The sequence below is a fragment of the Rhizobium sp. AN68 genome (assembly GCF_030758035.1).
Classification (GTDB): Bacteria; Pseudomonadota; Alphaproteobacteria; order Rhizobiales; family Rhizobiaceae; genus Agrobacterium; species Agrobacterium tumefaciens.
On the sequence record NZ_JARWMI010000003.1, the window covers coordinates 2,630,400 to 2,643,698 of the forward strand.

The following is a 13,299-nucleotide window of genomic DNA, read 5'->3' on the forward strand; positions in this document are numbered from 1 at the left end:
CCTTTTTCTTTGTCCGTTTTCCAAGGTCTGCGAAGCTGCAGACATGTGCCTTGATAATGCAGGAAAGGGCCAAGCCTTAGCCTTAGCCTTGGCCTTGGCCTTGGCCTTGGCCATCAGCATTCAGCGATAAAACAGCGCAGAAACATGGCTCTGTAAAACTGCTCTGCCTGCGTGCCACGTCGAGAGGAGCACGGCTCACATTCTCGTTGGCCCTTGCAAGACCGTCGCGAGGCTGTGTCATTTCTCTAATTGAGATGATGCTGGAGATACCCGCCAGGACAAAGCTGTTACCGCGCCTCCGTACAGACAAACAATACCAGGGCAGCCACAATAAAAATTAAGGCCCCTGCGTCACCGCAGGAGCCTGATTTTAAAAGCAAACGTAGAGCCGGTCGTCAGTCGAACGGGATCACCCGATCGTCAGCCGACAGGGGCTTGCCGTCGACGGATACAGAGACCTCTGCCGTGCCGGCCTTACGGCTGACGACGATGTCCTTTGCTTTACCGTCCAGCGTGATCTTCACCGAGAAGCCGCTCCAGTCTTCGGGCAGCGACGGCGCGATGTGAAGCTTGCCTTCGGTTCGGGTGATACCGAGAATGCCCTCGATCGCGGCGCGATAGAGCCAGCCGGCGGAACCCGTGTACCAGCTCCAGCCGCCGCGACCCGCATAAGCGCCCTCACCATAGACATCGGCGGTCACCACATAGGGTTCGACCCGATAGGTTTCGGAGGATGCCGCGTCGAGCGCATGGTTGACGGGGTTGAGCAGCTTGAAGCAGTTCCACGCCTCCTGCGCACGCCCCTGCTTGGCAAGGGCAAGCACTACCCAGGTCGCCGCGTGGGTATATTGTCCGCCGTTTTCGCGCACACCCGGCGGATATCCCTTGATATAACCCGGATCATGCGGTGCCCGCGAGAATGGCGGGGTGAACAGACGGATGATACCGGCCTTTTCATCGACCAGATGCTCAATGACAGCGTCCATCGCCTGCCGTGACCGCCCTTCTTCACCCTCGCCGGAAAGAACGCTCCAGCTCTGGCCAAGTGAATCGATCTGGCATTCCTCGCTGGTGGCGGAACCGAGCGGCGTGCCGTCATCGAAATAACCGCGACGGTAATAGCTGCCGTCCCAACCCGCAGTTTCGAGAGCATTGCGAAGCTTTTCGCGATGCGCCGACCACCTGCCGACACGGTCTGTATCACCGCGCTTTTCGGCGATCGCTATGAAATCGCGAAGCGCTCCGGCCAGGAACCAGCCAAGCCAGACACTGGTGCCCTTGCCGCCGATGCCGACACGGTTCATGCCGTCGTTCCAGTCACCGCCGAGGATCAGCGGCAGACCGTTTTCGCCGGTGCGATGGATCGCGAGATCAAGCGCCAGAGCCGCGTGTTCGTAGAGGCTAGCGGATTTGTCGCTCGTCTCCGGCTGGAAGAAGGCATCGTGCTGCCCCGGCATCAATGCCGGTCCCTTGATGAAGGGGATGCTTTCATCAAGGATGGCCGCATCGCCCGTAGCCGAGACATACTGGTTGATCGCATAAGCGAGCCAGACCACGTCATCAGAGATCGTCGTGCGGACACCTGCACCGGTCAAAGGCAGCCACCAATGCTGGACGTCGCCTTCCGCAAACTGGCGGCCTGCCGCACGCAGGATCTGCTTGCGAGCGAGATCCGGCTGGTAGAGCAGGAATGCCAGCGTGTCCTGAAGCTGGTCACGGAAGCCGAAGGCGCCGCTCGACTGATAGAAGGCCGTGCGCGCCAGGATGCGGCACGCCAGCGCCTGATAGGGCAACCAGCTATTGACCATGTGGTTGAAGCCGGCATCGGGCGTGGTAACCTGCAACTGGCCGGTAAAGCCAGTCCAGAACGCCTTGCTGCCCTCCAGCACCGACTGGAAATCCGCCGCACGGACTTGTTCGACCAGCGTTGCCGCCTCCTCCGCATTGTCGGCATCGCCGAGAATGAAGGTCATATGCCGTTCTTCGCCCGGCTTCAGGTGGATTTCCTGCATCAAGGCGGCGCAGGGATCGCCGTCCACCTCGGTGCTGCCACTGAGTGCCGCACCGGACACAATGCCCTGTGGAGCCTGTGCAGAACCGAAGCGGCCGATGAATTCACGGCGGCTGGTGGTAAAGCCGCTTGCCTCGCTGTCGAGCGTCAGGAAGGCAGTGCGGGTGCTATAGTCGATGCTGTAAGGGTTGGAGGCAAAAATCGCATTGCTGCCGGCATCGTGCCTGCTCAGGATGAACGGCGCAGATTTCTGGCCATTATTGCCCAGCACCCATTCCACATAAGCATAGACTTTCAGGCGGCGGCTTTTCGAACCCTTGTTGCGTACGATGAGCTGCGAGAACTTGACCGGCTTTTCACGGTCTACCGTCTGCGTCACCTCGACTTCAAGCTTATCCGTCTTGCCGGTCATTACGGAGTAACCGAGACCATGACGGGTTTCGAACAGGGCTTCCGGATCACGCGAAAGGGCAGCACAGGGCGTATAGAGCTTTCCTGTTTCCACATCGGCAACATAGAAGGCCTCGCCCGGCCGGTTGATGACCGGATCGTTGCTCCAGGGTGTCAGCTGATAGTCACGGGAATTGCGGCTCCAGGTGAAACCAGCGCCTTCCGCCGACACATGGAAGCCGAAACTTTCGTTCGAGATGACGTTGATCCAAGGATGCGGTGTGGATTGCCCACCATGCAGGCGCACGACATATTCCTCTCCGCTTTTGGCGAAACCACCAAAACCGTTCCAGAAATCGAGATCGCCCGCATCCTCGACAGCCTCAGCGACGGGGAATGCAGGCACTGGCAGGCGAGCCTGCGCGGCCTCAGTCGCGCCGTCAGGACCGCGATGCGCCGCAAAAAGCGACACGGCGCGGTTGATCTGGTCGACAATCTTGCCATTCCGCACATGCAGCACGACACGGGAGGCCGCCAGAAGCGCGCTCCAGGTCTCTTCGTCCATCAAGTCGCGGCGAACGGAGAACACATGCGGCCTACCACCATCGGCGGGATTGATGCGACGCTGTGCCTCGGAAATATGATCCAGCGCATGCTGCATATCCTGTGCATACGACGCGGCCCGTTCGTTGACGATGACGAGATCGAAGATCACGCCGCGCGAACGCAGATATTCGTGGGCGCTGAGCGCCTCACGGGCAATATCCATGTCCATATCGTCGTTGATACGCAGGCTGAAGATCGGGAAATCGCCCGAAATGGCAAGCGGCCAAAGCGCCCGCTGCGAAGCGAGGCCCGTTTTCAGCGTTTCCGAATCCGCGCGCAGATGCATGTCCGGATAGGTCAGATAACGGCCGAGATGCTGGAAAGCGGCGGCCTGCTGCGAAGTGACACCCACATGGCGCATCTGCACCTGCGTGCGCGTCCATGCATGCACGAGTTCATGGGCAAATGCGTCAGGATGGCGATAACGGTCGATCGCCTTGTCGACTTCCTCGCGGCTCGGCGCGGCAATCGTCCAGAAAATCACGCTCACCTTCTTGCCGGCCGGTACGCGCACAGTGCGGCGCAACGACAGGATTGGATCGAGCGTGAAGCCGTCGGTGTTGGAAAGCGTAGCACCCGTATCGAATGCAGCCGCTTCACCGAGCGATCTGCCGCGGCCGATGAACTTGGCGCGGTCCGTCTCGAACTCCGTCGGGCGCGACGGGCCGGCGTTATCGGCAGCAAGATGCGCGATGATCGTTCCGGGCTCATTCGGGCTGCGGCGGTTACGCCAGGCGCGGATGACATCGCCGCGCCGGCCGATCTCCGTCTGCACGAACATGCGCGAGAACAGCGGATGGGCGTTGTCGTCGTCTTCCGACGCAATGACCGGCTCCATATAGGAGGTCACTTCAATGTAACGATCCTCGGAACCGACATTGAGCAGCGTGACGCGGCGGCCATCGGCATCGTGCTCGGTGGCGACGATGCATTCAACGACGCTCTGCAGATCGCCGACATTCTTGTGGAATTCGGCCTTGTCGTCGGTGAAGATCGTCTTGGTCTTTTCGCCTTCGATGACACGCGGCTCAGCCGTCGCACTCCACCATTGTCCATTGGTGGTATCGCGCAGGAAGATGAAGGTTCCCCAACGATCTTCGGTCGGGTCGGCCTTCCAGCGGGAAATCGCCTGACCGTTCCATTTCGAATATCCAGCACCGGTTGAGGTGAGCATCGTCGAATAATGGCCGTTCGACAGGAACACCACTTCGCGGTCGCGCACGGCCGGGTCGGCGATGGAGCGCACTTCCGCACGCAGCAGGTCTGCCTGTTCCTTGCCTGGGGTTTCCGGCTCGTATTTGGCGCTCATGACAGGCACTTCGCGCGGTGCCTTTTCCTGCAACAGGAGTTCGGCCGCCTCGATTACCGGGTCGGAATGGAAGAGTTCGCGCAATACACCGTCAAAGGCGACGTTGGCGACAGCCGCGATCGACATGCCGTGGTGGTGGGCATAATAGTTGTAGACCACCGCGCAGACCTTGCCGTCAGGCACACGTGTCGGCGTGAAATCCACGGCATCATGGAAGCCGTACTGTCCAAGCGCGCCAAGCTTGCGCAGCTTGTCGAGGTTTTCCAGCGCACCGTCAGGATCGTACTGGCTGGCGAGGATCGACGCATAGGGCGCGATGACAGCATTCTGGCCGAGACCGCGCTTGAGGCCAAGCGTCGGCACACCGAAATTGGTGTACTGGTAGTTCATGTTGTGATCGCGGGCGTTGAACGCCGCTTCGGAAATGCCCCATGGCGTGCCGAGACGGCGGCCGTGGTTCATCTGTTCCTTGACGATCAGATTGTTGGTCTGGTTGAGAATGCCACCCTGACGCTCCTGCATGACGAGCGGAGGCATCAGATATTCGAACATCGAACCCGACCAGGAGACCAACGCGCCCTGCGCACCGATCGGCACGACCTGGCGGCCGAGACGGTACCAGTGCTCGGTCGGCAGATCGCCCTTGGCGATGGCAAACAGGCTGGTCAGGCGGCATTCGGACGCCAGAAGGTCGTAGCAGGCCTCGTCCAGTTCCTTGCTTTCGACGCGGTAGCCGATCGACAGAAGACGGCGATCCTTGCGATAAAGGAACGTGAAATCCATCGAGAAAGCGAGGTTGCGGCTGCGGTCGCGCAGCGATGCAAGACGCTGGCGTAGCGGCTCCATATTGGTGAGGTCGATGGCGCTGTCTGAAATATGCGCCTCGCAGCAATCCACGAGCAATTGTGCCCAGCGTGTCACTTCCGCGCTCTGCGCAGACTTTACTTCGTGATCGACATTGGTAGCGAGCTTCTGGATGTCGCGCGCGAGTACCGCAAGATTGATGACGCGGATCGATGCGAATTCATGCTCGCGCTTGACCGAGGCAAGAGCGTTCGAAAAACCGATGATGCGTTCTTCGAGGCGGCGATGCAGCGGACGCAGGTTCTTGCGGTCGTCAGGCAGCGCTTTCAGCGTTTCGCGCAGAATACCGGCGAGATCGCCGATACCGTCGAGATTACCCTGAAGATGCGCGGAAGGCGCTTCCGCCCACTGGCGGCAGGCAGACGAAACCGCAATCAGGTGACCGGCGAGATTACCGCTGTCCACCGCCGAAACGTAACGGGGACCAAGCGTCTGCAGCGTGTCCGTATGGTACCAGTTGTAGAGATGGCCGCGATGTTTCTCCATCTTCTCGACGGTCTGGATCGTGTTCTCGATCCGCTCCAGCGTATCGGCAAAGCTGATCCAGCCAAACTGGCGCGCCGAAATGATGGAAAGCAGGTAAACGCCGATATTGGTAGGCGATGTACGCGAGGCAACAATCGGCTCCGGCGTTTCCTGGAAGTTGTCCGGCGGCAGGTGGTTTTCCTGCGGTGTCACGAAGGCTTCGTAATAACGCCACGTGCGACGCGCGATCTTGCGAAGCTCGAAAGAGACGTGTTCCGAAACGAACAGCCGGTCTTCGGTTTCCGCCGACTGGCTGACATACCAGGCAACGGCGGGAGACAGAACCCAGAGCAGTGTGAAGGGAATGCCGATCAGGAAGGCATTGTCACCGGGCAGCGCCGCAAACAACAGGCCGAGCATGGCCACAACAGGCGCATGCCACATCTGGCGGAAATAATAGGTGATGCCGCCCTGGGCGCTAGACTGCATGCTGGCGGCGGTGCGCCATTCCAGCATCAGCTTGTGGCTGACGAGCAGACGGTAGAGCGAACGGACAATTGCATCCGTCATCATGCAGGCAGAATCGGCAATGAAGACGATACGCAGCGCAACCTGCGCATTGGTGGCGCGGATTTCCGACCAGATGGTATGGAAATGCGCCTGAGGCACGATATCAGTGGAGCGCGGCACGAGGCCGGAAAGCAGCGAGAGCGTCGGAGCGACGAACAGCGAGAAGATCAGCAGGATCTGCCAGATCAGCGCACCGAGCGGGTCCATGAAATACCAGCCGAGGATCGAGGCAAAGAACCAGGCAATCGGCGTCAGCGAACGGCGCAGGTTATCGACCATCTTCCACCGGCCGATCGCGGTAACACCACGGGCGCGGTCGAGAATATAGGGAAGCAGCTGCCAGTCGCCACGCGCCCAGCGATGCTGGCGCGAGACTTCCACCTCGTAGCGGGTCGGGAAATCCTCGACCAGTTCCACATCGGTCACCAGCGCGCAGCGCGCAAAGGATCCTTCGAGCAAATCATGGCTGAGGATGGAGTTTTCCTCGATCCGGCCCTTAAGAGCCGCCTCGAAGGCATCCACGTCGTAAAGACCCTTGCCGGTGAAGGTGCCTTCGGAGGTCAGGTCCTGATAAACGTCGGAAACGGTGAAGACGTAAGGGTCGATACCGCGATTGATCGAGAAGACACGCTGGAAGACGGAGGCATCCTTGCCCGTCGTCAGCGAAGGCGTAACGCGCGGCTGCAACAGGCCATAACCTTCAACCACACGTCCCGAGACCGGATCGATGACGGGGCGGTTGATCGGGTGATGCATCTTGCCGACGAGTTTGGTCACCGCATCGCGCATCAGGCGCGTATCGGCATCAAGCGTCATGACGTATTTGACATCGGCCGGCACGATATTGGCGCCACCGAGGAATGTCGTGTCCTTGTCGCCGCGCAGCAGCATGTTCAGTTCATGCAGCTTGCCACGCTTGCGCTCCCAGCCCATCCAGCAGCCTTCGGACGGGTTGTAGATGCGGCGGCGGTGCAACAGGTAAAAACGCGTCTTGCCATCGAAGGCATAACGGCTGTTCAGCGCCGACAGTTCGCGCTTGGCATATTCGAGAATCTCGAGATCGTCGCCGGACTGCTCATATTGGGCATCGCGCCAGTCGCTGACCAGCGCGAAATAAATCTCGCCATGCGGATTGGCGAGATAATGCACCTCGATATTGCGCATCATCTCATCGACGCTGTCGCGGCTGGTCAACATGCAGGGCACGGCAACAAGCGTGCGGGCGTCCTGTGGAATACCGTTCTTGAACTCGTATCCGACCAACCGGAACGGCTTCACGAAGAAAGTGACGAGCGTGTTGAACAGACCGGTCGCGCCTTCCGAAGCAGGCAATGCAAACATCAAGAGGAATGCGGTCACCACATACCAGGGCATGCCAGCTTCGGCCAGGAACCAGCCGACGGCAAGCATGACGAGCGCGGTGATGAGAAACACTGGCGCCGCAATTGCGAGCCAGTTGAACTTGCGCATAGACCGGACGATATGCTGCGAGACCAGCGGCCTGTAAGCGAGCACCTTTTCAAGCTCGAACCGGCGCTCGCCGACGAGTACGGAGCCGACATTGACGCGATGGTTTTCAGACACCTCGGCAGGCTCGCCGGATCTCGCCATTTCCACGGCGGCACGCGCGACCTCTACCTCTGTCTTGGGGGAGCGACGCGCCAGAAGCTCGATCGTGTTGCGATAGGTGTTGCGCGAACCGAAATCGAGAATCTCGTAATCGGTTTCCTCGCGCAGGACCTTGTCGATATGGCTGACTTCCTCGAACCACACCGACCATTCGGTATCGTCGATTTCCCTCAGGCTCTTGACGATATTGCCCATCGTCACATTGCCGGAGGCCAGCCGGTTGTGTTCCGACATCATGACGTTTTCAGCGTCGGTGCCCGCAGCATGCAGGCGTTCTTCAAGCCAGGCCACCGCAAAACCCGAAGTCTGCGAGCCGTTTCTGAGGCGATAGAGGAACTGCGTCGCAAAGGTCGGGTCATCGACCAGCGAATCGACCTGCTTGAGAAGTGCCGCGGAGGCTTCCGCATCGTTCAGGCGAATGATTTCGTCGACGACTTCATTCGCCTTCTGGCGCATGCGGCGCGAGCGTTCCACGCGAATGGAGATGCGGCGAAGATTTTCGATGAGGACAAAACGGATGATGGAGGGCAGCGCCCACAATTCGCCGATCTGCAGCGTCTTCGACGTCTGGTAGCCATCCACCAGCGCCGTCATGTTCTCGCGCGAGACCGTGCTGTGGGTATGGGCGACATAAAGCCAGCCGAGCGCCATGACCCGCGGGATCGTCACGCCGCCCACCGTCATTGTCGGCAGCTGGCGATAGAACTTGCGCGGAAAATCGCGGCGGACTTCCTGGATCGCCTCTTCGATGACGTAGTGGTTGTCGAGCAGCCATTCCGCCGCCGGCGTTATCGTCGCGCCATTTTCCGCGTCGACGGCCGTTGTGCGGTAGACCCGCAGGATTTCCTTCTCGTTCTCACGGTGGCGCTCGAAGAAGTCGAACTCCATGAAGCCGGGAAGGGTATCGGCACCGTCGCGCGAAAGCGCGGCACCGGCATCATGCAGTTCCTCGACCGTCATATAGGACGCGCGGATCGAATCATTGTGATCGATCTGCTTCGTCTCGGAATCACGGGCGGCGGCGGTCGGGGTAATATGAAATGACATCGGCTCGTATTCTGAACTTTATGGAGAATTGTTCGACTTGACCGGCGTTTCGTCCGTGGCGGGAATACGCACGAAATCGGGCCACGCTATATTTATGACTTATCCTGAACCTTCGGTGAACCGGATCAGACGTTGTGTGCAACGCATCGTCAAACGGCGAATATCCGCAAGCACGGCGTTTTGCTGCGCGATCCCTCCGACCATGCAAAGCCGGGGATCTCTGCGGAGAATGGATTTTCGACGACAGGAAAATTTCGCCCTATGGCCCGGCAATGCCGTTCCAACCGGATTTCGCACCTTCCCCCACGGCGAAAATTGTTCGCGCAACGTCAGATAGTCCCCCTTTGACACCTGAAGGGCAACGCGAGGCCGAGAAGGCCTGCGCCACATCCGAAACGCTAATGCCCCAGGACGTCTATAGTTCCATGCCACCTGTCGCGATACGATGCAAGCGATGAATTTCAAGGCATTCCGGCTCCGGGAACGCCCCTTACATGCCCGCGTATATGCTGCTATGAAATTTGCAAAAAGCGCTGGAAAAAAGCGGCGTAACCAGGGACTTCGAAAATGACCAGACAGACCGCAAACATTGCCTCCTTCGCCAACCATATGCCGGATGTGGTGGCAATCCGCCGCCACCTGCACCGGCATCCCGAAATCGGTCTTTCCGAATTCCAGACCTCGGATTTCATTGCCGGGCAGCTGGTGGAAATGGGTTACGAAGTAACGCGCGGACTTGCCGGAACCGGTATCGTCGCCACGCTCCGCAATGGCGACAGTGCCCGCACGCTCGGCATTCGCGCCGATATCGATGCCCTGCCGATCCGTGAGGAAACTGGAGCGGAATATGCAAGCGCCAATGATGGCGTCATGCATGCTTGCGGCCATGACGGACACACGGCCATGCTCCTGGGAGCCGCGAAGATCATCGCCGAACGCAGGAATTTCGATGGGACCCTGCATCTGATCTTCCAGCCGGCGGAGGAGAATTTCGGCGGCGCCCGCATCATGATCGAGGACGGACTGTTCGACCGCTTCCCATGCGATGCGGTTTTTGCCCTCCATAACGATCCCGGCGTGCCCTTCGGACAATTCGTCCTGCGCGACGGCCCGATCCTTGCCGCCGTCGATGAATGCAGGATCACCGTCAACGGATATGGCGGCCACGGCGCCGAACCGCAGGATGCGGCCGACCCTATCGTTGCGGGCGCCAGTATCATCATGGCCTTGCAGACGGTGGTGTCCCGTAACATCCATCCGCAACTGTCGGCGGTCGTCACTGTTGGCGCATTCCATGCTGGTGTTGCAAGCAACGTCATTCCCGAGAAGGCGGAAATGCTGCTCACCATCCGTTCCTTCGACGCGGGTGTGCGCGACGAACTGGAAAAGCGTATCCGGGCGATAGCCGAAGGCCAGGCGGCCAGCTATGGCATGAGTGTCACGCTCGATTACGAGCGCGGCTACAATGCGACAGTCAACCACAAGGCGGAAACGGACTATGTCGCCGGTCTGGCCCGTCGTTTTGCCGGGGCGGAAAAGGTGGTTGAAATGCAGCGCCCGTCCATGGGCGCGGAAGACTTCGCCTACATGCTCGAAAAACGGCCCGGCTGCTACTTCTTCCTCGGCACCGCGCGCACCGAAAACGACCCGCCGCTGCACCATCCGAAATTCGACTTCAACGACGATATCCTGCCAATCGGAACCGCCTTCTGGGTCGATCTGGCGGAGGATTATCTGAAGGCGTGAATGAATATAAAAAGGCCGGTCGGAGGAGCGACCGGCCTTTTTTTCTCAAGTTTCCTGATGAGAAAATCTGGGAGGATCAGGGAACGAGACCGAGTATGACCGCCGCTACAAAAGCCACGCACACGCCGACAAGAGCCGCGTGAACCGAATCTCTCCAGTTTCGCTGCGACTGGGGCTGCGAGACAAAGTCTTTTGCTTTTCCGGCCTTGGAATAAGACATTGTACAACTCCCTTCCCTGCTCGGCCCGTCAAAGCGGGCACTGCTTATTTCCCGTGAAGAATAGCTTTATTCCCCACTGTTTCAGTAGAGATAAAATTCCATAAGTTCGGCGCATTGGGAAAAATAAGGATCGCGACTTGCCGCCGGACAAGCATCAATCTACCCATTGCGCAGGATCAACGTCGCAGACGGCATTTCCGTTCAAAATCATTGGCAGGCTCGGATAAGGACCATGACGGATATCGACGCCATCATCATAGGAGCCGGGGTGATCGGACTGGCGACGGCCCGCGAGCTGGCGATGCGCGGTCTTTCCGTCATCATCCTCGAAGGCGAAAAGGAATTCGGTTCCGCCACCTCTTCGCGCAACAGCGAGGTTATTCACGCCGGGCTTTATTATCCTGAAGGCAGCCTCAAGGCACGCCTTTGCGTTGAAGGCAGGGAGCGGCTTTATACGTTCTGCCAGAGCCATGGCGTTTCGCACCGCCGCTGCGGCAAACTCATCGTGGCAGCGAACGCGGACGAGACGGCTCTCTTGGCGGCCCTCAAGGAAAAGGGTAACGCCAATGGCTGCGACGACCTCGAACTGGTCGATGCCACGCAGGCGCTGTCGCTCGAGCCTGCGCTCAACTGCGTAGCGGCCCTGCTTTCACATTCGACCGGCATCATTGATAGCCATGGTTATATGCTGGCGCTGCTCGGCGACGCGCAAGACCATGGCGCAGCCCTCGCCCTGAATGCACCGTTCGAAAGGGCGGAAGCGACCGGCAACGGTTTCCGCGTTCACGTTGGCGGCAAGGAACCTCTCAGCTTGACATGCCGGCTACTCGTCAACTCCGCCGGCCTTCTGGCACCGCTGGCGGCAAAACAGATCGAGGGATTGCCGAAGTACACGATCCCGGAGGCGCGTTTCGCCAAAGGCAGCTATTTTTCGCTGACCGGCAAGTCGCCTTTTTCACGGCTCATCTACCCCGCTCCGCACACCCACGGCCTTGGCGTGCACCTGACGCTGGATCTTGCCGGTCAGGCCCGTTTCGGGCCGGATGTGGAGTGGGTCGACACCATTGATTATGCCGTCGATCCCCGCCGCATGGAGGGTTTTGGCGACGCGATCCGCCGCTATTGGCCGGGCCTACCAGAACACGCGCTGATCCCGGCCTATTCGGGCATCCGGCCGAAGATTTCAGGACCCGACGAACCGGCCATGGATTTTCGCATCGACGGGCCGGAAAGCCACGGCCTTGCCGGTCTCGTCAATCTTTTCGGCATCGAAAGCCCCGGCCTCACCGCCTCACTGGCGATAGCCAACGAGGTTGCGGCACGGCTCGAGGCCTGATCCCACCCGGATCTCAGCCGAAACGGGACAGTGCGCTCGCCATGATCTCCGGATCGACATTGCCGCCGGAGGCAACCGCAATCACCGTTTCGCTCTCCAGCTCGTTGCCGTGAAACAGCGCCGCCGCCAAGGCCACCGCGCCGCCCGGCTCGACAACGACCTTCAGCCTGTTGAAGGCGAGAACCATGGCCCGCAGTGCTTCCTCTTCGGTCACGGCAATGCCTTTTCCGCAAAGCCCAACCATAATCGGGAAGGTGATGTTACCGGGCTGAGGCGTGACGATTGCATCGCAGATCGAACCGGAAGTCGTTGCATTCCGCTGGATCTTGCCCGCTGCGAGTGAGCGCGCCACATCGTCGAACCGCTCGGGTTCTGACGTCCTGACCTTGTAGTTCGGCGCTTTCGCCGCAAGGGCAAGGGAGATGCCGGATGTGAGGCCGCCGCCGCCGCAGGGCACGAGAACCTCGGCCGCATCGATACCGAGTTCCAAGCCCTGTTCGGCGATTTCCAGCCCGACAGTCCCCTGCCCTGCAATCACCAGCGGTTCGTCGTAGGGCCTGATCAGGGTCAATCCGCGCTCGCTCGACAGGCGGTCGCCAATGGCGTCGCGATCGTCATTCGCCCGGTCATAGAGCACCACTTCCGCACCATAGTCGCGGGTATTGTCGATTTTGATTTTTGGTGCATCGGACGGCATGATGATGACGGCAGGAACGCCGTGCAGACGAGCAGCAAGCGCGACGCCCTGCGCATGGTTGCCCGAGGAAAAGGCGATCACGCCACGGGCGCGCACATCGGCCGGCAGACCGGATACCGCCGACCAGCCGCCGCGAAATTTGAACGAACCCGTTCTTTGCAGGCACTCGGCCTTCACGAACAGCTTTCGCCCGGCAATCTCATCCAGAAAATGCGACGACAGAAGCGGTGTCCGCACCGCATGTTCGCCGATGCGCTGGCGCGCTGCCTCAATCATCGAAATATCTGTCATGCCCTGCCCCTGTAATGCGGATGTTGGGTGTACATTAGGAGGTCGCAATTAATAGTGAAACCGGCTGGACAAGAAAAATCCCCGGTCTTGGCCGGGGATCTTTCGTCATGCGCTTGCA

4 protein-coding genes are annotated in these 13,299 nt (G+C 59.7%); 2 read left to right on the plus strand and 2 right to left on the minus strand.

Annotated elements, in window-relative coordinates; genetic code table 11:
* Nucleotides 1–395 precede the first annotated feature (395 nt).
* Nucleotides 396–8,891 carry a GH36-type glycosyl hydrolase domain-containing protein gene (locus RBH71_RS25790; protein ID WP_003516544.1) on the minus strand — a complete coding sequence of 2,832 codons (8,496 nt, stop codon included), beginning with the start codon at nt 8,889–8,891 and terminating at the stop codon, nt 396–398.
* Between the two features lie 567 nt (nt 8,892–9,458).
* Between RBH71_RS25790 and RBH71_RS25795 the strand changes: the two genes are divergently transcribed.
* Nucleotides 9,459–10,637, plus strand: coding sequence for a M20 aminoacylase family protein (locus RBH71_RS25795; RefSeq protein WP_003516543.1), 1,179 nt, complete (start codon nt 9,459–9,461; stop codon nt 10,635–10,637).
* Nucleotides 10,638–11,089: 452 nt separating this feature from the next.
* Nucleotides 11,090–12,193, plus strand: coding sequence for an NAD(P)/FAD-dependent oxidoreductase (locus RBH71_RS25800; RefSeq protein WP_003516542.1), 1,104 nt, complete (start codon nt 11,090–11,092; stop codon nt 12,191–12,193).
* A gap of 13 nt (nt 12,194–12,206) precedes the next feature.
* On the opposite strand, the gene RBH71_RS25805 is transcribed toward RBH71_RS25800, so the two are convergent.
* A complete protein-coding gene (locus tag RBH71_RS25805) occupies nt 12,207–13,181 on the minus strand; it encodes a threonine ammonia-lyase (protein WP_003516541.1) in 975 nt (324 codons plus the stop codon).
* Nucleotides 13,182–13,299 lie beyond the last annotated feature (118 nt).